The sequence below is a fragment of the Candidatus Nitrosocosmicus sp. T genome, assembly GCF_054408485.1.
This window is the reverse complement of record NZ_CP166992.1, coordinates 1,833,025-1,855,044: the sequence shown is the minus strand read 5'-3', so window position 1 is coordinate 1,855,044 and position 22,020 is coordinate 1,833,025. Positions and strand designations below refer to the sequence as shown.

Sequence of the window (22,020 nt, the reverse complement as noted above, 5' to 3'; positions counted from 1 at the left end):
ATTGAACCAACATTATAAAAGTTGCACAACGTCTGTTCGTCAACTTATTTCATAGCAAAATAAAATAACATAGTCAATACTTGTCTAGATTAAACATTATTCCATTGATATACGAGTCCAACGTCCTTGGATTTTATTATGTAATAACTCGATTGCTGAAGGTTGTCTATGAGACTGCAATTATCGAGTTAAATGACTACTAGGTTGATAATCAATACTCTAACAAACCTAATGTTATTACCTCAAGGACCTCGTAAAAAATCCAAATACCGATATGATACGATGGTTAATGTAGCTGTCTGACCACAACGAAAATTTGGTTGAACGACATATAATCTACAGATTACAACCTTATCTTACTACCACAACGAATGTGGCAATTATTCTCCCTGTGATTATGGCGTTTGCAGCGGCCGAATCTAATTGGGTAATCACATCATCAAATAGTTCAGCATTATGTGAATCAATAGAGTAGACTAGTATAATATAGACATGGTAACAATCAGATCACCTATTCAATATATTCCATTCAAATTCGTTAATCAGATACAAATCAGAACGCAGTATTCAATTCTTATATAAATTTGATCTATAACAAAATTATCAAATAGATATTATACAGAAATGAGCTTACGATTGTAGCATAAATATGCATAGGGATAATTCAAATCAAAAATTATCTACTAAATCGATAATGTTACTGTCCTTGATACTTATCATATCTGTTTCCATGTTTAGCTCACCCGCATTATCTAGTTTAATGTATTCTCTCCAAAGCCCCTCTTCACAATTAAGATTACAACAGGCATTTGCTCAAAATGGGGAGGACAATGGTGAAAGTGATAGCAGTTCTGAAAGTGATAATCCGGTCTCTACAGACGCCACAAACTCTGCACCACCACAAACTATCTCAGACTCTACAGCCTCGGCGGCTTCTGATCCATCTTTATCACCATCTCCAATAGCTACAATCCCACCAACATTACAAATTCCCGCTACCCTAACAGATAACGATGACAATTCTTCATCCTCTTCCCCGAATGATAATAATGGAGAACAAGAACTGGATTGTGACGATATATCTGAAAGAGACTTCATAGTATCATCTGGAGATCCAAATGGGTTTGATGAAGACAACGATGGAATAGGTTGTGAAAGCGACGATGGAAATAGTAATGGAAATGTAACTACTCCTACTCCTGAGGAGAATGAAGAAGGACCAGATGGAGACTGCTTGTTTAATCCTGATTTACCCAAATGTGCTTCTGTTGATGGAGAATGTCCTGATGGATTCTTTCAAAATGAGGATGAACAATGTGTTCCAGATCATCGTGACGGCTGTCCAGATGGATATCATTCAGTTGATGATGATGAAACTGGGCGTTGTATTCCAAATTCCGACGGCTGTCCAGCAGGCATGATCTTTAGGCCTGACCAGAAAACCTGTGGCTACAAGGACGATATATGCAAACAAAATCCAGGTCTTGATGATTGCGTAGAAACACCTGATGAATGCGATAATAATAGAGATGACGATAGTGATGGTTTAACTGATTCTGAAGATCCAGATTGTGGACAACAACAATGCGACCCGTCATATCCAAACAATTGTATTCCATCCCCTCCGCCTGATCTCGACTGTGACCAAGGTGGAGACCTTGGGGATGACGAGATTCCTTATCACAACTTCAAGGTAATTGGGCCTGATCCACACGGCTTTGATGGAAATGATAATGATGGTATTGGATGTGAAACAGGTAGTGATGACGATAATGGAAATAACGGCGATTCAGATGTGATCAGAGCCTCACAAGATACTTGCGATGATATCTCTGATATTATAGACCTATACCCTGGCCAACTAGATTCTGAACGAGTCCAGATTATTGCATACTTTGAGGATTGTGAATTAGACTTGGCCTCCTTGACACTAAACATCGTTGAGGATGATGATCTCAAACTAGTAGCCGCAAACTTTGAAGAAAGTGTATCTGACGCAGTAGAAGTTGAACTAGAACTTATAGATACTCAAGATTCTAATTCAAGTAATTCACTTTATGAAGCAACTATTTCAGGAACTCAAGAAGGACTCGATTTAGAAACAGGCGACTCTAAAACGATTAACAATGTGAATGGAGTCGTGCTATGGAATAATGGTGATGATCCAATACAATTTGCTGAAAACAATTCAGTAGACTTTGATATCGAATTCGACTAGGGAGAAGGGAGAAACCAATATTGAGATCACATTATCACTATTTATCGATCCCTTTATTCTTTATCAAATCAGGCCTTCGTGCGGCCAAATCATTGTAGGTAGGTTGTTACTCAATATCCTTAATTAAATCCAACTCAGGATAGAGTAAAACTAACTTACCCATATTAATTCAACATTCTTAATTCATCAATTTATCAAATCACAAATTTTTGTAAATGTATCTTACCAGATTATAGTAACTATTAACAATGACTGATGCTTGCAGCGGCCAAAATAAGAGTGAAGCTCAATTTCCGATATTCATAAACTAGTTTCACCAAATCCAGAACCTAATACAATAAGTGACCTTATCAAAGGAATTATTCAGAATCCACTAGAGGTAACAAACTCGATTGAATCTGCAAATAAAATAAAAGTTATATCGACAGACGAAAACCGAGATAACGATAAGTTAGCTTGTGAACTACTAAATTCAGAAGATCAATATGTAACAAACATTAGAGAAATTTTGAATTGTTAGATGATGATAGCTAAAATATCGGGCCTTGTGTGTGACTGTGGAATTACTTCAAGACCCGATAACAACTTTGCTTGGAGTTAAAGTTAACCTTGACTGTCATGAGAAGTTTAAAAACACCATGCATCATTAACCACATTTAACTTTGGTTACACTTCCCTATTGGACAACTATCGTTAGGAAAATAAAATATCCAGAGATCACATTAAGCCGGTGTAGAGGCTTTCACTGCTTATAGCAAACAAGGTAGTGGTAGTAGCCACACAATCCGGCTAAGCATTTCGTCCTCTCAATCCCTACAATGGAAAAACCCTTAAAGTTCTAAGACATATTATTAGTTTGCTCTTGACTAGATGTGGTTATTGTAACAGGGGTCTAAACTCAACATATGTAAGGATTGGCCGATTAGGCTCTTTTAAAAAAATAGGGTATTCATGTCTAATCTGTGATATCCATTATGACAAAAAACTGTATACAGTAAATGAAAAACTGTATACAGATTCTCATAAGAAAGAGATCAATAAAAGGAGCTCAAATCGGTCTCAGAATTCAAAACTAAAAATGCTCCGGCCGGGATTTGAACCCGGGATCGTCGCCTTGAGAGGGCGAAATGCTTAGCCGGATTGTGTGGCTACCACTACTTTGTTTGATATAAGCAGTAGCAGCAGCCTCTACACCACCGGAGCTCTGTGGTTTCATTAAATTCGTAGGGTTATTAATATAATACTTTGGAATCCATCCAGCTATTTCACCTGAATCGGGTATGCTAGGGTGAATATTGCCTCCATTAGTAGAGATATTTTTATTATTGTGAACCTTTGGAGGTTTATTTTGAATGTTATAGTCTAGCAACATCTTACTGTTTTTAGTAAGATTCCCTGAGGAAAACTCGAAATCTTGTTTCTTACTGAATTTGGTAAGGTCTAGTAGGTTAGGAAATAATAACGAAAGAAGCGGCAAATCTTTATCTAAAAGGTTAGAAAGTTTCTTCTTTAATGTCGACTTGAGCTTGTATTCATATGATTTAGAAACATGTTTTTGGCCTTGTAAGAATTGAATTCCCCATTTAGAGAGAGGTGACATAAATATTCAGCGAATAAAGATTACATTTTACTTCCTTAAACGGTAAATTTTATCTCGAAAATCCTATAACTATGAACTGGAAATTTGGAGATAAACGGGATTAAAAAAGTGGTTGTTCAACAAATAGGTTGTTAAAAAATTGTTTAAGGACATGTTTGTTTGTGTGGAAAGCACTTATCACTAGTATCAACCGTTCCTGTGTTTTTCCGAGATTTTGAATTGTTAGCATCGCCTGTAGCCGGATAACGGTCTGCAACGCACTCCCCTCCAAATGCACAGTTTGCACTAGCCTGGGATATAAAACTGGAAGATGTGAGGGTTACCAAAGCCAAGGTTACAAAAATGACCATCCAAGCGACGAGTATAGTTCTGGAAGAACATAATCTAACAAGTCCTTTATTGTGATTAGATATTTTGTTTATTTGATGTAAACCATTTCTTGCAATTATCAATTATTTAATATTGTTTATAGGTCACTACTAAGTATTAGACAATAGGAATTTATTGTCCAAAGTTAGCAAAATCATTTGAACATATTCAAGTTGTATTGTGACTATATACTATAGTTTAATATTTATAAAATAATTTATCAACATCATTGCTCGAAAAGTATTTTTAATGAATGTTTAATCCAGATAAAACCCCAAGAGAAATGGAATATGCTTAGCTGATCTTTACTTTGATTCCAAGAGCGGTGTAGCGCCTCCTCTATGGGCTGCGCACATTAAGAATCGGATCTATGCGAATAGAAATCTAGGGATTACTTGTTACCGTATCATTTAGAGTAAAGGCACCAGTATATGCATCACTAAAAGTGCTGTGTGCTAATATGCCACTTCCATTAAAGCTAACAGATCCGGTTGTTACATTTTTTAAAAGTGTGCTAGGTACAAATTTTTTATCTCCAACTTCCCAGATCTTTTTGGTTGCGTTTGCAGGCTGATCTTCGTTTGTAATCTCTTCAAATGAAATGACATCTGCGGGCTTTGAAAGATTGAATGTAACCATTCCTGTATATTTTAGACCATCACTAGAATTTTGGAAGATAATGACTTGATGAGACTCATGTCCTTTTGCATTATGGGCGATTGATGTTTGATTTTCTTGTTCTCCAGATTGAGCTAATACATTGTTGCCATTTTCTCCTACTATAGGAAATAAAGCAAATGTCAAACTGGCTAATATTGCTATGAATAAGCCATAGACTAATAGATTTTTTTCAAAGTTTAGTTGCATGTTATCTCATCCATGATCAATATTGGTAATTAAAGCATTTTGTTATTAGATAATCGAGTTAATGCACATTCAATTAATTTTACCGGCCCAAATAGCACATTGGTAGTAAGGTTGCATTTAGGCTGATTAACTGGTATTTACCAAAGGTTATAGCGCCGCCCTTCTAAATAGATTTTAGTCATCTTGCAATAATATTGTGACTTCTTAAATCGAGTCTGTAGATATAATCTAATGTATAAAATACCATCATAAACCATAAACAATCTTTATAGTTAAAAAGATCTACTTTGGAATGGCAAATGGGTATCTAGTCTCGTTAAATAAACCCCATATTATTCAAATGGGGGCAATGAATATTCAGAAAAGTTTTTTTTTAATCTTTGCAGCCCACTTAGATTCATATTTTTCTTCAGGGTTGCTATCTTCATCTTTAAGACAGTCCGGGTAAAGAGCAGCAAACTCTTTTAAGGATTCAGACCAAGTCTTTGATATTTCACTAAATGATCGAGTGAATAGCTCGAAAGAGTCACAGCCGTCCTCTTTTTTATTATCAGGAAGATTTCTTATCTGTTCAAGTATTTCCTCTTTTTCTTCGAGAGTCATATCCTCAAAATCTTTCATTACATGGTGATTCTTTTGGATGCTAAAAATATCATAGTTAACTTGACTATCACTTTTTGTCAATTCCAATTGGCAATAATTCTGTTTAATCATGATCGACTATTTCGATGAAATCGAACATCCAATATCTCTATAAAGCTTGGACCAATGTAGTGGCCGCCAATTGATTAGTAGTCTTGTTTGGAAGATTGGTTGGTAGGGATATTTTTTTCTTACAGCTATCCAGATATTCACTCCCTCTTAAAAATAAGCTGAAAGAAAATTCGCCCCTCAGCGTACTCAGAATTTGTAACAAAAGCTTTTTAAATATTTTGGCGTAGATTATTGATGATCCGTTCTTAGTCTGGTGTATAGTAACATACGGCCTAAACAAACCGATTTTTCTTTAAACAGAAATTGATTTGGTGCCTTGTATGATTCCTTCTATCTTATATAGTGAAACTGGTTTTATCAATACTTCTTTAATCCCCATGTCTTTAAAATCATCAAGTTGGCTTCTGTCAATATTTGATGCAGTAAGTATTATAATGTTCTTAACTTTAATATTTTGATTCTTTAATTCTGATAGAATATCATAACCATTATAATCTGACATTGCAATGTCTAAAAATATTACATTATAGGGTGCTCTTTTTATCTTCTCTAATCTTTGCTTTCCTTCATTTAATATGGTGCAGCTGATACGTCTTAAATCAAAGAATGTTGAAAACCCTCTGTAATGGAAGGGTTGTCGTCTATTATTAGCACTTTCATTTTAATTACAACGGTTTAAATTTTGTTTAAGTATATTAGTGTGTCTGAACTTTTTTCAATATTTTTATAATCAAAGAGCTAATTTGATCTCTCAAGAATATGTATGGTTTTAGCGACCATTACCATGTATAGAACCAAATATCTACTACTACATGACGTGGTCGTGGCTTATGTTAAGGAATGGCGTCGTTATATCGCGTGTCCTTGATGGAATGAGGTGGGTATGGCCGCCCCAGATCCTTCACACCCAATCTCCTTCTCCTTAGCTTTTACAGGATTAGTGGATTTTTCTTAAGGAAAAGATACGAATGTCCGTCAACAAATCCTTTACTATATTACTCAAACATAGATCTCTTCAAACTTTAATCTATATATCCTTCAACATCAATACACTATCTTTTGCAGTAGATTCTTTGGTATTTGGTTTTAAGAAGATCTTTTCAGTAACAGGTTGCTCAACTCAGTAATATGGAATTAGATACATGCTTTCATGGATAAAAAAGTCAAACTTTCAGTCTTGTCAATATTTCTTGCAGCAGCCTTAATCGGTTCAGTTGTAGCCTATGGTGACAACATGGCATATGCAGGTGGAAAAAACAAGAAATCAAATGACTTGGAACAATTTATAGGACAACATGCAGGTACAGGAGAAACATCAATTTGTAGTTCACAAAATGACACCATTGCTGGATGTAACAACTTAGACTTTACGCTTAATCTGAATGGTGGTAATAGCGCTGGCGGTCAACAATAAGGATAATTCTTCCTAATCTTTTTTGTATCTGACAAATATTTTTTTATCCTTTCTTGTTAGATATCTAGTTTCAAAAAGAAGAGGATTTTTGGTTATAAAAGCTGTTTCCAATTTGCAGGTTAATTTTGGAAAAGTCTTAGCGATGGTATTAGTTAGGAGTGTTTTCTTACACAATTCAATATTGAATTAGAGATAGCAAGCCATTGGGCTTACGTATTTAACACATGAATAATATCTCCAATATCGTAGAGCATTTTGAGATCAATCATGGCCATCCATATGATCAATCATTAATATTTTTGCGTAAAAGGTTAAACTTAATGAATCCTCCCATTCTTAAACAAAGGTATGATATCGCAGATAAGGGAATTTCACCACCATGAGAGGGGCTTTGCATTCTCACACGAGAGGCCCATTCTCATCTTTTGCTCTCTTTGGTAATAAAGAATCTGTTAATATCTCGAAATGGTATTGTAGTTTGATGGGTTGGGGACTCGAAAATCCTAATGGATCTTTGACCTTTTACTAGAGTAAGTTACTCATGATAGTACCCCAGGTGTGAGGATGTTATAAGAAGGGTATAATTTGAAATCCTATCAATACTGTGGAAACCAACATTAAGAAAGATATCGGAATGATTTTGCGAGTCATCAATGTTGGATTTTTGCTGGCACATAAATACATTTAGAGAAAATAAATGACTAATTCTCTAAACAACTCATCTAATACCGACCTTATCATTTTTGTAATAATTTCGTTTAGGTTGACTCTGTAGTAATAATTTTTTTATTATCTATCCACTTTAAAAGGATTAATGCAAGTGTCCAGGTGCTATAACAATGGCTATTAATACACCAGAAGAATTACTTAACTTGGTTACAGAATATTTAAACAGTAAAGATTTGGACTCTTTAGTTTCACTTTACGAATCAGAGGCTAGTTTTATTGATGAATCTGGAGAAAATATCAATGGAATTGAGAAAATTCGAGAAAAAATGAAAGGATTTATGGATATGAATGGCAAATTAGAAAGTACTATAAGAAAAATAATCCCTGCAGGTAACATTGTACTTGCCTACAGCGATTGGACGTTCAAAGCATCAGCTCCTGACGGAACTCCAATTAACCTAGGCGGAACAGCTATTGACGTACTTAGAAAACAATCTGATAACTCTTGGCTTGTTGTGATAGATAATCCTTGGGGAATAAGGAACTAATCTTATTTCTTATTTCGATGGTTTGATATAACTGATAATTCAATAGACTTTTGAGGCAAAATACCAGACAGACAAAATTATCTTAATTAAATACTGGTAAATCTAAAATTCATAGTTAACAATAGCTATTATTAATTCAATCCTATTTAACACCTCATGAAAATTAAAACTAAAGGTTCAACCATCCTCTCCATTAAAATGGAAACAATTGTCTAGTGTAAAAATAACTCATTGGAAAGAGTCCGATCTTTAGAATACGACGTTTGACGAAAAATAAATCTTAGTTTTAAAAAAATTAAATAAATTGACTTTATTTAACCGGGAGGTTCCCAGTATGGTTATATCAATTAATTGTTGTTGCTGTCATCATTGTTGCTGTCATCATTGTTGCTGTCATCATTGTTGCTGTCATCATTGTTGCTGTCATCATTGTTGCTGTCACCGCCGATATAAATTGGAGCAAAACAGTCTCTTATCTGTTCTTCAGTAGGGTATCCTATAGTTCCGGCTTCATCTTCGAGGCAGATTTGAAAGTCATCCCAATTTTGGCTATCTGAGTTGTTATTTTCAGTGCCATTATTTATTTGGTCTTCACTGCCATCGTTTGATTGGCTTGTAGTGTTGGATTGAGCAAACGAGAGGCTTAATGAGTTGCCTGAGGAAAGTAATATTGCGGCCAAAACGAACGAGATACCGATAAGCATCATTTTGTTTATATTCATCGTATATTCATCAATTAAAAAACTATAAATGATAACAAAGTAAACTATTGAGACAATTTGCTCAACAATTTTACATTCAATTAAAGGCAAACTTCATATTATCACTTTCAAATCAAATCATTTTATCATAGGATTGTTTTGTACAGTTGTCTATGTTATCCTAATACTCAATATTTAATTAAGTTAAGATTGATATCTTGTTAGTAAAGTAACCTTGAGTTTCATAGTTAATTCAGGTGGGATAGATGCCTGTAGGCGAAAACTAAAGGAAATAACTGATGGGATGAATCCTTCCACAACTTCTAAATGGGCTAAAATTATTGCAAAAACTGCAAATGAATTATGCAACAAGACAAAGTCAACTCCTAACCCTGCGATAAGAGTAACAAATTTATCGAATTCGCTTAATTCAACTAACTTTATTTTTAAATTGCAGATAGAGAATCGCTTAAGTGCCTAATAATGGCGATTGAGAGAAATTTAAATCACATGCCGGAAATAACTCGACAAATTTTCGAACGATTATTAGATGAATTTAAAGCCAAAAAGGAAAGTATGTAATATTAAAAATTCAATAAAGAAAAAGAGTGCGGATACCTTAGATTAAATTTGATTAGTTTTTCGACATTACAATTATTGATGGAATTGATAGAAAACGCCATAGGCCAGAAAAAAATATTAAAAGATTTACTTACAATGCAAGTAAATTCTGTAATTCCTCAAGTCATGAGTGAATAGCTGATTCATGCGGGGGTTTCATTCTAATTAATCGTTATCCTTTTTATTTTTACTAGTTCTTGATTTATGGGTTGATCCATTGAATTAGTGGTAACATTTGCTATTTTATCAACAACCTCCATTCCTCCTGTAACTTTTCCAAATACTGTATATTGTCCATCCAAAAATTTTGAATTATTTAATACGATAAAAAACTGTGAACCAGCACTGTTAGGATCGAGCATACGGGCCATGGATAATATCCCTCTCTCATGCGGTAAGGAATTAAATTCTTGATTTATTGTATAGCCTGGACCTCCAGTTCCCCAGGTATCTCTACTCATGCTACTGTTCTTTGTGTTTGGATCCCCTGCCTGTAATACGAATCCAGGCACTATCCTATGAAAAATTATCTCATCATAAAATCCCATGTTAGCGAGCTCTTGAAAATTCTTGACGTGATTTGGTGCTACATCAGGATAAAACTCAATTTTTATTGAACCTTGAGTGGTTTCAATAAGAGCTGTGTTATTTCCTGAGGATTGATTGACTCTCTCATTACTCCTAATATTATCTTGAAGAAAGCTTTGATTCGAAAGAACATCAGATACCAAACTAAGATTACCTTTATTCAGATTCCACTTAATTGAGTTTAATATATGATTGAAAATTGCATTGTTTTTATTGTACTGATCAGTATTGGTAACAAATACGAACCTATAAATATTATCATCATGATGCACAAAGGTATTATTAGATACAAATAAAGATTTTTCCAGGCCCTTATCAATTAGAGATATTATATAAGAAGCTCCTATATCATCATGAATACTCATTGGTGTAATATCTTCCACCAAGATTAGATATGAATCCTCTAGATTCATGTTAAGATGCGATTCCTTTGCCTGTTGTACGATACTGGTAAAATCAGTAGAATTTTGGCCATAATTACTAGGACTAATGCTAAAGCCGTCCTTTTCTATACTACCTATTTTCAAGTCCTTATCAGGATCAAATCGCGTTTCTTTCCCTTCTTCTTGCAGATGGACATCTATAGGGTATTCCAGTGATAATCCTAGTTTACTGCTCGAATAATTTTTCCACTCCTTACTTTTAATATCCGTTTGCTCAATTTTCTCTTGGGCTAACTTTAATTGATCTTCTAATAGTATTAAGTCATTTAAATTGGATGAATTCATTGATGGCTGATTACCAGTTTGCATCATACTTGATTCATTTGATATATTCGGATCTAACAAAAATGAAAAATTCGAAGAAATCTCTGGTAGGAAATCGGTATCATTTGACGAAAGTTGACTACTACTTTCTTGTAGAAAATCGGTGGACCAAATGCCTAAACAGACCCACATACATACTAATACCAAGATTCTTAGTGTCATGTAATTTTCTTGTTCGATGAGAAATATAAAGTGATTCCAATGCAAAGGGGATGATTATTTTTTTATCTTTAATCGATAATAGGACTTTATTATCATTTAGGATATCTAAAGATTTACATGTGCAGATCCATAATATGTTTTAGAACTTCAAAATTTCTTATTGTGACAATCCTTATGCGGAAATGATAATAAACAAATTAATGTATGAAAAATCTGAAGTTCGCAATTAATGATTTAGGAGAAATTATCCATATCGTCATTATTAAAGTGATCAAAAATAAAGGATGGCAAATGTTATTTATCTTAGATTAACATTTTTATTTCTTTCATCATCATGTCTATTTTATTAAACAAATATATCATAAATCAAAATTAGCGTTAGGGTAAAATATTATATCCCATGTCGATCAAAATTTTAAAGTGCTTGAAGGTTAGCTTGATCATTGATCCTTTAAATTGTAATTGAGTCTGATATTATTAATTATGAAATAGATAGGTTTGATACCATCCATTCGATTTTGGGAGCCTTGAATTTACTAATATCTTTATATTATTTTACAAAATAATAGAATCATGGTATTTTGCAGAAACTGCGGCGGAGATTTGCCTTCAGATAATTCATCTTACTGTCCTGTTTGTGGAAAACCACAAAATACTGCTAATGCAGTGACTATGGCTGCTCAAACCAAAAATGTTGGATCCGCCATTGCTCTTGCACTTGTTGCTGGTATCATAGGATTTAATGGAATAGGTCATTTGTATATTGGAAAGGTAAGGAAAGGCATTATAATACTAGTAATCGGATGGATAATTCTGGGTATAACAATTCTCTTTATTCCATTCGGGTTAATTTATTTAATTTTTTGGATATGGCAAGCATACGATGTGAATAAATCGGCCAAATATTACAACGAATATATTCTTAAGAATGGAAAAACCCCTTGGTAAATCAGGACAGAATACCGATGAAGTTGACCATTTTTCTTTACCTAAAGTTATTTTGGAAATCGATAGAATAAATCTGAAAATATATTTTATTGATCACATATTAGGATAATTCTCATTAAACCTTCGCCATCGTTTATTAGACCTTTGGATCATATTTTTATTGTCGATAAACTGCATTTTATCTTAGATGAAGGCTTCTGATCTCTTTGTAAAATGTCTGGAAGCTGAAAACGTCGAATATATTTTTGGAATTCCTGGTGAGGAAACAAACGACCTAATGATATCAATATCAGAATCAGAAACTATAAAGTTTATTTTGGTGAGGCATGAACAGGCCGCTGCATTTATGGCTGATGTTTATGGTCGATTGACCAATAAGGTTGGTGTTTGTCTGGCAACTCTTGGTCCAGGAGCTACTAATCTAACAACTGGGGTAGCAAGCGCTAATATGGATAGATCCCCAATTCTTGCCATTACCGGTCAAACCGAAATTACCCAGATGCATAAAGAATCTCATCAGAATATGGACCCTGTAACTATGTTTACTCCTATCACTAAATGGACTTGGTCCATAAGGGATGCTGAAGGAATTCCTGAAATTCTGAGAAGGGCTTTCAAGATAGCTACTGAAGAAAAAAAGGGTGCGACTCACTTAGACTTACCGGTTGACGTGGCAAAAACGAAATCATATTTGAAACCACTGAATAATAAAAAGGGCAGCATTTCATGTCCAACATCATCAATGCTGCATGATACAACTAAAATGATACTGATGTCAACTGCACCTGTGATTCTAGTTGGAAATGGTTGTATTCGAAATAACGCCTCAAATATTATTAGAAGGTTTGCAGAGTTAACAGGAATTTATTCAATGAATACTTTTATGGGTAAAGGTGTGATCTCCGATGCTTTTCCTACTCACCTGGGGACTATTGGCATAAAGGAATCAGATTATGCTTTACATGCTTTAAAATTGGCTGATGTTGTAATTTCTATTGGATATGATTTGGTTGAATATAGTCCTAAAAATTGGAATAGATCAAATCTCAAAAAAATAATTCATATTGACTCTACATCTGCAGAAGTAGACAACTACTATAATCCTGATATAGAAATTTTTGGGGATTTAGAATTAACCATAAGTTTACTAATAAACTCTATAAAGAAAAGCCAGAACGAAATTCGAATAAATTCAATTGATAAACAAAAAATCAATCAGGCCATGGCCAAATTTAGGAGAATTAAAAAAGAAGTGGATCGGCGTGTTGAGCAGTTTAAAGATGACGAAGCTTATCCTATCAAACCCGAAAAATTAATTTATGAAGTTCGAAATGCTCTTTCCTCAGATGATATATTAATATCAGATGTTGGAGCTCATAAACTATGGATAGCAAAAATCTTCAAGACATTTAGTCCAAATACATGTATAATAAGCAACGGATTTTGTTCAATGGGATTTGCACTTCCCGGAGCCATTGGCGCTCAGCTGGCATGCCCTACTCGGAAGGTGGTGGCAATGTGCGGGGATGGTGGTTTCTTAATGAATGTTCAAGAACTAGGAACAGCAGTACAATTACAACTTCCTATAGTAATTGTCGTGTGGTGTGATTCTGATTTAGGTGTGATCTCTACCAAACAGAGATTGGAATTTGGTAAGAGTGTTTTCACTAATTTTAGTAATCCTGATTTTGTAAAGCTTGCAGAGAGCTTTGGGGCAAAAGGATACAAAATAACCCATACAAGTGAATTCTCATCAATACTTGGGGAGACAATAAAGTCATCATCTCGGACTCCGGTAGTTATCTCAATTGATATCGATGCCGATCGCAATGAGTTACTTTTTCGACATGATCAGTTTCTTGACTAGCAGTTCCTTGATAATATCTTAATCCCATACAATAACTTGAAATGTATAACACTAGAATACTGTATAAATCGACATCCTTTCCCGTGAACAAAGTGGTGCTTGATATGAATTGCCTTATTCCAGGTGACTGAATCTGATCTTATTATTTTGACATAATTACTTTGGAATTGAGGTATTAGATATAACGGGTATCATAGTTATAGTATGCAGAAATACATCGTCTCTCACATATCAACGTAAGAGTAATAATTCATAAACTGGATTTTTCCAAGTTATTTGAACTATTCTTACACCAATGAACATATTGAATTAGTCCTGCCTCGCGGCATTGCCTCACATAAGGAATAAACTAGGTGCAATAGGTCTTTTCAGATCTAGATGAAAAATTTTGAATCAGGAAATTTTGATTTTATTAGTAGTGTACGAGATCGGGTTACACACAGTCTAGAAAACAAAGGATTACTTATTGATCTGTCCACGGATTCATGTCGAAAGTATTTGCAACGGAAAGTCAACACCAAAACAAATGTTGTTGTTATGTATGTCGATATTGCGGGCTCTACGCAGATGTCTCATGACCTACCATCAGTGGATTTGGCCTTAATTATCCAAATCTTTTCCCAAGAAGTAATTTTGGCTATTGAAAAATTCGGGGGGTATGTGCTAAAATTCGTGGGAGATGCAGTAATCGGCCTATTCCCATCAGATTACGATCAAAAAAAAGCAATAATGAATTCATTAGACTGTGCAAGCTATATTCAGAATATAATAGGTACTGCAATCAACCCTGTGTTTAAGAAACATTCAATCCCTGAGATTGCAGTGAAGATAGGCATTGAATATGGCAGTGCTCTTGTTCTATTGTATGGAAAAAATATTGCTCATGCTCATATCGACTTGATAGGATTTAGTATCAGTATAACCGCTAAAATTACATCCTTGTGTTTTCCTGGAGAAGTAATTGTAGGCGAAAATATTTATAATAACCTTGATATTAGCCAACACAAATACTTTTTAGCTTTATATACAGAACGAAATTCAAAGTGGGGTTCTGTTATGAAGTACAATAATAACTTGAACTATCGACTTTATAAATATGTAAAGGGAAATAGTCAAATCTAACAGTTTATGCTTGTTATTATATGCTATTTCACAAATATTTTTATCGCCTGGGGAGGACAGACATTTTCACATGCTAAACAAAAAATACAATCCTTTTCTCTAATCATAAATGGCTTCCTCTCAGATGCTGGATGACCTGGTGTTTCCAGCCATTCATATACATTAACAGGGCATGCCTCAATACAAGCACCATCTGAAATACAAATGTCAAAATCAACACATACATCAGTACCCCAAATTCCAAGCTGTCCAGGTGCATCATATGGACCCCATACTTGGATCCCTTGAAATTTGCCTACAGGCTGTCTTTTAGATTTAAAGCCCGTATCTATAGGTCCTTCTACTGCTTGATAGTCTGTTCCAGTGCCTGTGAGCTGAAGCGATGACCCACCACTAGAACCATTCATACTTGGAGCGACAGCTTGTTGAGGTATAGATGCAGCACCAGGTGGAGCCCCGCTGACTATTTGGGTTGCTTGAACAGGGATATTTGAATTCCTTGTTACTGATGCTTTCTTTAATTTCTCAGCTTCTGCATTCGCAAGAATTTTTTGTCTTTTTATGGGACATAATTGTGAGTGAACCTCCTTTATGCTTTGTAGGGTAGTCGGATTTAAATGAATCAGTAAAGAACCACAATCCTCACAAATATGTTCTGCAACTGTAGATGACAATAATTATCTATCCCCAATTAGGTATTTATAAATTTGTCAAATCATGGGAAAGTTTGAAATCAATAATTTTATATTATTTTTTCATATGACAACTATATTGAAAAAATATGAATGCGTAGCCATGGGCGGTACGTTTGATATTTTGCATGATGGACACATCGAACTTTTAAAAAAGTCATTTGAGATAGGAAAATTTGTTATAATAGGTGTAACTTCAGATAATTTAGTAAAAGAAAAATTAAATAAAAGAATAAATAATTCCTTTAATATACGAAAACGCAATCTGATGAGGATCATTCATAGTAGGGTTGGGTCCAGACTCTATGAGATTACAAAGCTTGAGGATGAATTCGGACCTTTGATGTTCTCCCATAAAGTTGATTGTATGGTAGCTAGTACCGAGACTAGTTACAAGGGGGCAAAGGTTAATGAAATCAGGACAAGCATGGGTCTAAAAGCAATTGACATAGTATCTGTGGAATTGAAATTAGCACAAGACGGGTTACCAATTTCTTCTAGCCGTATCAGAGCAAATGAAATTGATCACAATGGCAATATATGCAGAAATAAAAAATAATCCTATTTTATCAACTAAATTTAATACCTCATGATAAATTTTTTAGTTTACAATTGATGTGATATAATGAAGAATGGAATAGATGATTTAGTACTAGACTATTGTAATGACCTTAAAAACCTTGGCGGCGGGTTGGATCCGGAAGTACTTGCATATTGGTACAAACGCGTTGAAGATAAAGCCAAGGAAGTTTGTAGCAGAGAGTTAGGTGAAAAAATAATATTTACTCAGAATAGAATTCTTTGGATGAAATTTGATATTAAATTATCAAAGCGTGCGGTGCCTTTGGTTCTTGAAATTATAAGAGATTTTATACCGTTGATGCCATTCTCTACATCTTTGTATTTTGAAAAAGTCTATCAACTAATTTTGGATGAATTTAATAGGGATTATGTGTAAAGCAAATTTCTACAGTTTGGACTAATGATCTTCTAACTCAGTTAAATTTATGAAAGCTACATCACCTATGTAGCTTGTTCCAATGACTCGACTTTTTTTTGATAAAATCTCCTTAAAAAATTGTTCCAACTTGTATGAATTTATATCATCCTTAAACAGAATACTGTGATGAGAACCATCTTTAAGCCTAACGACAACCTCATTATCGATTATTCTTACGATATTACTGATAAAAAGTGTATTATCTTTTTGCAATGCAAAAATGCTTATTAATTTTTCCGCTTCATAACTGTCTTGACAAATGAATTTATATTTCAACTTGAATTCAATCCTGGTAGTTAATCAAGACTGGTATTGCCATTATCGAAGAACTCTTTTCCGTCGATCATAAAATCCTTAATCAAATCTTGTGCCTTTTCTCTTTTTGTCTGAATATCTTTTATGAATGGTTTTATCTTTTTTATCATATCTCCTTTACATTCACCGCACAGCAAATTACCAGTTGTACAATCACTGTATCTTTCTCGAGATTCCTTTTCTGTATCAAAAAGATAATTTAGGTACCAATATACTGGACAAATATCGGCGTTTCCACCTAGTTTACGTTGGAGGGCTACTGTGGGTTGACCTCCAGTAAAAGTATTCTTGATTTTTGTCTCCAGGATCTCGGGATCGTCTACAGTAAATAATGCAGTTTCGGGTTTTGATGATGACATCTTCCCACCGCTGCTAAGTCCTGGAATAAATTTACTATGGATTTGCGCGGGCTTGGGATAGCCCAGTTTTTCCGCTATGTCTCTAGTCACCCTCCAATATGGATCTTGATCAATCGCGGCAGGTATTAGGACAGGTGTCGGTTTATTCTCAATTATAGACGGAAGGAAGCAAGGAGCTCCCTGGACAGGTGGGAATCCTATCATACCAATGTTTGAAGAATTGGAAAACCCAAAAACGGCTTTGGATGTGGAGTAGGTAATTTTCTTTGCAATTTCAATCGATAAAGGATATAAATATTTAATATGTTTTGTATCAACAATAATTTTCGTTCTTTTTGAATCAAATCCCACCGAGATGATGTCTAATACATTTTCATATGTATATTTTTGAATAGTTTTCATATCCAAGTTACTGTTAAACAGAAACTTTTCATCGTCAGTCAGTTGAAATATGAGTTTAACATCGAATTTTTCTTGTAAATATTTTGTGAATAACCACGGCATCAAATGCCCAAGATGAACCATCCCGGAGGGACCTCTTCCTGTATAAAGATAAAACTTATTACCTCTACTATATTCCTCTAGAACCACATCCAAATCTCTGTGGGAAAAAAAATATTTATTCTTGAGGAATGGATGTATTTCTCCAGTAATATTCTTAATTTTTTCAAGTAACGTATCACCGATCGTATAGGTACCAAATTTCTCGATCAATTTAGAATAGTTAATATCTCCTGCTACTTCCCAAGGAGTAACAATAAAATCTTTAACTCCAGTTGATTCTGATTCTGAATCATTATCATTCTTCACCTTATCACTCGAATCTAGCGTGATATCATTTTTCTCAAATGATATATTCTCGTTTTCACTAGACATCCTTTAATTATTCTTTATATAACCAAAGTTTAAACGTTTAAAAATACTCGCACAAGTTTTCTACATATATTGGATAAGGATGAAACAGCAGGTAGGGATGAATCTAAGTTTGAAAATAATTCAGAAAAATCGATTTCATCGTTGCATCCCATCGAGAAAAAGCTCTTGACCGTATTAAGATTGGTAGATGCTGATTGGATAAGCGAATCTGACCTTGTCAAGAGATCAGAATTGACAGCGGACCAATTGCGTAGGGGGGTAGAATGGTTAAGATATAAAGGCCTAGTTCAAGTAAGAGAGAGCACAGAAGCTAAGGTATATTTACATTCTGATTTTTCGGATAAAGAGCACGTTGTTCTCCCTGAAAGGAAACTTGTAAACATAGTAAACAAAGGGGTAAATAAATTGTCAGAAATCATAAACAATGAGGAGTTTAGAGACAACGAAAAGGAAGTTTTTGGAGCCATCCGGTTTTGTAAAAAAAATAATTGGATTAGTATAATTGATGATAAAGTGACAGTTCTCCCCGAATCAGAAAATTTCTCAGATGAGGAGAATTTCATTGCCAAATTAAATAAAGCAAACTCCATGTTGGAATCACATTTTGATAGTGAAGATGAAAAAGCATATGAATCATTAAAAAAACGGTATAATATTTTATCCACAGCGAAGTTAGTAGACAAAAAATACCGAATAGCACAAACTAGTGTTCCTGTTGTTGATTCATTATTATTGACTAGCGATAAAGTTGTTAGAAAAATGACTCAAGAAGATTTAGTTTCTGGAAAATGGAGGGATCTCATTTTTGAACAGATTGACGTAGAGGCTCCATTGCCATTGGTAAGTTATGGGAAAAAGAACCCTTTGGTCGATTTTATAGACGAAGTTAAAGAAATATTAATCGGCATGGGATTTAGTGAGATTGAAGGTAATCTTACCCAGTCATGTTTTTGGAATTTTGATGCATTATTTATCCCTCAAGATCATCCAGCTAGGGAAATGCAAGATACATTTTATTTGAAATCTCAAACTGATCTTTATTCTAAGTTACCAGAGGATATATCACTACTGCAACATGTGTCCAGAATTCATAGGGAAAACTGGCAATACGAATGGAATATTGAAGATTCTCAGCCCTATGTATTGAGGACTCACACTACTCCGGTAACACTCCAATACTTATCTGAAAATAAGTCAGACAAAGATAAAGTTTTTCTGATAGGTAGGGTGTTTAGAAACGAAAAAGTGACATTTAAGCATCTTGTTGAATTTCATCAAGTCGAAGGGATTTACGTAAACGAAGATGCCAACCTAAGACAACTAATTGGAATACAAACCGAATTCTATTCTAAACTTGGCATAAAGAAGATTAAATTCTGGCCCACTTTTTTTCCATATACTGAACCTTCCCTTCAATCGATGGTTTATAATGAGAAGTTTGACAAATGGATCGAATTATTTGGTATGGGAATTTTTAGACCTGAGGTAACAAAACCATTAGGTATCAAGAATCCTGTTTTGGCTTGGGGAGGTGGCTTTGAAAGATTGGCTATGATACGCTTTAATCTCGATGATATACGGGAACTATATTCTAATAATTTAACTTGGCTAAAGAGGGTCCCTAAATGCCTGTCGTAGACGTTCGACCATCATTACTCTCAAAAATTTTTGCTGAAATGACTTTAGATGAAATAATTGAAAAATTGCCCTACCTTGGCTTAGATATAGAAGGTGTTGACCTAAATAATGACAAGATTAGAATAGAGTTTAATCCAAATCGACCTGATTTTTCTTCTGAAAATGGGATCGTACGGGCTCTAAAAGGAATCATGAATATAGAATTAGGACGCACCATTATACGAGATCTTCGACCATCTTCAAATTTGATACGGGTCGACGAACAATTGAAAGAATTAAGGCCAATTATACAAGGATTAATAGCAAAGCGGGATATTCCGATTACTCATGAAGAATTGACACAACTGATATCTATGCAAGAAGATTTGAATAATGGGTTAGGTAGAAAAAGAAAAAAGTCGTCAATCGGTATACACAATTATGATGCTTTGACTTTCCCCCTTTTGTATAAGGGTGTTCCCAGAGACACGAAGTTTGTACCACTGGATAGAGATAAAGAATACTATATTGATGATATCCTTACAGATTTCGATGTCGGAAAGAAGTATGGTCACATTGTGGAAAAGTTTGACGTTATTCCAATTTTAGTTGACTCAAAAGATAACGTCATATCTCTTCCACCTGTTATAAATGGAAACACTACAAGAGTAGACCTAACAACTAGTAACCTCTTTGTAGAAGTAACTTCAGTGAATGAAAAGTCTGCTAGGGATATACTTTCAATAATATCGTTCGAATTTAGCGATATGGGATTTGATTTATATTCTTTGCAAGTTAATTCTCCATTTTGCGGAGAAATTGTTACTCCCATATTACAACCGAATAGAATCCGGATGGAATTTGACTATATCAATAAAATATTAGGTCTCAAATTATCCAATAAGGAAATCTTGACATGTCTTCAGAGAAGCAGATGTGAAGTCAAAGACGAGGGTAATGGAAAATTAGAATGCATTATTCCTAGCTATAGGGTGGATTTGTTTGACAAAATAGATATATGCGAAGAGGTGGCTATTGGTTATGGGATTTACAATCTGGAGCCCTTATACCCTCCTTCTTATTTTCCTGGTCAAAAGAATAATCAATCTGTTATCTTTGATAAAGTGCGCGATGTATTAATTGGCCTTGAATTTATGGAAATTATTAATCCTAATATAATATCGAAAAAGTTATTCAAAGATGTTTTTTTAGTAGATGAGCACTTTGACAAACAATTAATTTCCTTGGGCGATTCGAAAAATGCTGAATTTGAAGTATTGCGGAACAGTCTGATACCTTCTCTGATTAATACGTTTTCTAACAACATTCATGAAAAATATCCTCAAAGACTATTTGAGATAGGTAAAACATTCTTCATTACTGGGAAGGAAATCACAGAAAATTGGTCTCTGTGTGTTTCGATTGCTCACAATACGACAGACTACACAGAGATTAAGTCTAATTTAGAATCCTTTATGAAGTATTGTTTCGATGCATTTGTTACTACTCCAAGATACAAGACTAATTATTTTCTTTCGGGCCATTCTGCAAGAATTGTCATAAAAGATGAGGTAATTGGGGAGATAGGTGAAATTCATCCACAAGTATTGGAAAATCTTAACTTACGGACATTGGTAACTATATTCGAATTCGATTTGTCGGCTTTGATTAAAATCCTTAGGCTAGACCCGATTCGTATTGTATAAGGATTGTAATTTTTTTATTCACAATGATTCATCTTTTAGGATTTTTGACAATCTGCAAATATTTTTATAATTTTACATATTTCTGCTTTGCACAGTGTTTCAGCAGTTATACTATCAATTAACCAATGACAACAATTTGTTAGTAAATAGTGTATTTTTTAGGCTTTTACTGTTGTCCTGTTAACCGATATATAGCTGTTAATTTTATATTTATTAATCCCCGTCAGAGAGTGCGCAATGAGTTATACACGAAGTGTAAGGCTAACCATGATTTTGCTGT

19 protein-coding genes, 1 tRNA gene and 1 pseudogene are annotated in these 22,020 nt (G+C 34.3%); 11 read left to right on the top strand and 10 right to left on the bottom strand.

The window, feature by feature from the left end; translation table 11 throughout:
* Positions 1-649: 649 nt before the first annotated feature.
* Positions 650-2,218 (top strand): hypothetical protein, encoded by a 1,569-nt coding sequence (locus AB0A59_RS09410; RefSeq protein WP_458743252.1) that lies wholly within the window; start codon positions 650-652, stop codon positions 2,216-2,218.
* A 1,079-nt stretch (positions 2,219-3,297) separates the two neighbouring features.
* Here AB0A59_RS09410 and AB0A59_RS09405 read toward each other — a convergent pair.
* The 5 genes and pseudogenes from AB0A59_RS09405 to AB0A59_RS09385 form a co-directional block, all read right to left on the bottom strand.
* Positions 3,298-3,421 (bottom strand) — tRNA-Glu (locus tag AB0A59_RS09405).
* Positions 3,422-3,961: 540 nt separating this feature from the next.
* The gene (locus tag AB0A59_RS09400; RefSeq protein WP_458743251.1) at positions 3,962-4,270 is read right to left on the bottom strand and encodes a hypothetical protein; all 309 of its coding nucleotides are present in this window, start codon (positions 4,268-4,270) and stop codon (positions 3,962-3,964) included.
* Between the two features lie 301 nt (positions 4,271-4,571).
* Positions 4,572-5,054 (bottom strand): hypothetical protein, encoded by a 483-nt coding sequence (locus AB0A59_RS09395; protein WP_458743249.1) that lies wholly within the window; start codon positions 5,052-5,054, stop codon positions 4,572-4,574.
* Between the two features lie 357 nt (positions 5,055-5,411).
* Positions 5,412-5,738 carry a hypothetical protein gene (locus AB0A59_RS09390; RefSeq protein WP_458743247.1) on the bottom strand — a complete coding sequence of 109 codons (327 nt, stop codon included), beginning with the start codon at positions 5,736-5,738 and terminating at the stop codon, positions 5,412-5,414.
* A gap of 322 nt (positions 5,739-6,060) precedes the next feature.
* Positions 6,061-6,378, bottom strand: a pseudogene (locus AB0A59_RS09385) (response regulator); the annotation flags it as partial.
* 540 nt (positions 6,379-6,918) lie between these two features.
* Here AB0A59_RS09385 and AB0A59_RS09380 point away from each other — a divergent pair.
* On the top strand, positions 6,919-7,182 hold the full coding sequence (locus AB0A59_RS09380; RefSeq protein ID WP_458743245.1) for a hypothetical protein: 264 nt from the start codon (positions 6,919-6,921) through the stop codon (positions 7,180-7,182).
* Positions 7,183-8,021: 839 nt separating this feature from the next.
* Entirely contained in the window at positions 8,022-8,399 is a 378-nt protein-coding gene (locus AB0A59_RS09375) for a YybH family protein (protein ID WP_458743243.1), read from the top strand.
* Positions 8,400-8,746: 347 nt separating this feature from the next.
* On the opposite strand, the gene AB0A59_RS09370 is transcribed toward AB0A59_RS09375, so the two are convergent.
* A complete protein-coding gene (locus AB0A59_RS09370) occupies positions 8,747-9,121 on the bottom strand; it encodes a hypothetical protein (protein ID WP_458743241.1) in 375 nt (124 codons plus the stop codon).
* 214 nt (positions 9,122-9,335) lie between these two features.
* Here AB0A59_RS09370 and AB0A59_RS09365 point away from each other — a divergent pair, with 214 nt between their 5' ends.
* Positions 9,336-9,581 (top strand): hypothetical protein, encoded by a 246-nt coding sequence (locus tag AB0A59_RS09365; protein ID WP_458743239.1) that lies wholly within the window; start codon positions 9,336-9,338, stop codon positions 9,579-9,581.
* Between the two features lie 301 nt (positions 9,582-9,882).
* Here AB0A59_RS09365 and AB0A59_RS09360 read toward each other — a convergent pair whose 3' ends face one another.
* Entirely contained in the window at positions 9,883-11,238 is a 1,356-nt protein-coding gene (locus AB0A59_RS09360; RefSeq protein ID WP_458743237.1) for a peptidylprolyl isomerase, read from the bottom strand.
* Between the two features lie 573 nt (positions 11,239-11,811).
* Between AB0A59_RS09360 and AB0A59_RS09355 the strand changes: the two genes are divergently transcribed.
* From AB0A59_RS09355 to AB0A59_RS09345, 3 genes are all read left to right on the top strand, one after another.
* Positions 11,812-12,186: a hypothetical protein gene (locus tag AB0A59_RS09355; RefSeq protein WP_458743235.1), complete on the top strand. Its 375-nt coding sequence runs from the start codon at positions 11,812-11,814 to the stop codon at positions 12,184-12,186.
* Positions 12,187-12,373: 187 nt separating this feature from the next.
* Entirely contained in the window at positions 12,374-14,053 is a 1,680-nt protein-coding gene (locus AB0A59_RS09350) for an acetolactate synthase large subunit (RefSeq protein WP_458743233.1), read from the top strand.
* 378 nt (positions 14,054-14,431) lie between these two features.
* The gene (locus tag AB0A59_RS09345; RefSeq protein WP_458743231.1) at positions 14,432-15,175 is read left to right on the top strand and encodes an adenylate/guanylate cyclase domain-containing protein; all 744 of its coding nucleotides are present in this window, start codon (positions 14,432-14,434) and stop codon (positions 15,173-15,175) included.
* 23 nt (positions 15,176-15,198) lie between these two features.
* Here AB0A59_RS09345 and AB0A59_RS09340 read toward each other — a convergent pair whose 3' ends face one another.
* Positions 15,199-15,507: a 4Fe-4S dicluster domain-containing protein gene (locus AB0A59_RS09340; RefSeq protein WP_458747591.1), complete on the bottom strand. Its 309-nt coding sequence runs from the start codon at positions 15,505-15,507 to the stop codon at positions 15,199-15,201.
* A 439-nt stretch (positions 15,508-15,946) separates the two neighbouring features.
* Here AB0A59_RS09340 and AB0A59_RS09335 point away from each other — a divergent pair, with 439 nt between their 5' ends.
* Both AB0A59_RS09335 and AB0A59_RS09330 read left to right on the top strand, forming a co-directional pair.
* Entirely contained in the window at positions 15,947-16,426 is a 480-nt protein-coding gene (locus AB0A59_RS09335) for a phosphopantetheine adenylyltransferase (RefSeq protein ID WP_458743230.1), read from the top strand.
* Between the two features lie 66 nt (positions 16,427-16,492).
* Positions 16,493-16,825 (top strand): hypothetical protein, encoded by a 333-nt coding sequence (locus AB0A59_RS09330; protein ID WP_458743228.1) that lies wholly within the window; start codon positions 16,493-16,495, stop codon positions 16,823-16,825.
* Between the two features lie 21 nt (positions 16,826-16,846).
* Here AB0A59_RS09330 and AB0A59_RS09325 read toward each other — a convergent pair whose 3' ends face one another.
* On the bottom strand, positions 16,847-17,143 hold the full coding sequence (locus AB0A59_RS09325; RefSeq protein WP_458743226.1) for a hypothetical protein: 297 nt from the start codon (positions 17,141-17,143) through the stop codon (positions 16,847-16,849).
* Between the two features lie 20 nt (positions 17,144-17,163).
* Positions 17,164-18,417: a tryptophan--tRNA ligase gene (locus AB0A59_RS09320; protein ID WP_458743224.1), complete on the bottom strand. Its 1,254-nt coding sequence runs from the start codon at positions 18,415-18,417 to the stop codon at positions 17,164-17,166.
* A gap of 69 nt (positions 18,418-18,486) precedes the next feature.
* Here AB0A59_RS09320 and pheS point away from each other — a divergent pair, with 69 nt between their 5' ends.
* Entirely contained in the window at positions 18,487-20,055 is a 1,569-nt protein-coding gene (gene pheS / locus AB0A59_RS09315; RefSeq protein ID WP_458743222.1) for a phenylalanine--tRNA ligase subunit alpha, read from the top strand.
* The gene (gene pheT, locus AB0A59_RS09310; RefSeq protein ID WP_458743220.1) at positions 20,043-21,740 is read left to right on the top strand and encodes a phenylalanine--tRNA ligase subunit beta; all 1,698 of its coding nucleotides are present in this window, start codon (positions 20,043-20,045) and stop codon (positions 21,738-21,740) included. Before pheS ends, pheT begins: the two co-directional genes overlap by 13 nt.
* Positions 21,741-22,020 lie beyond the last annotated feature (280 nt).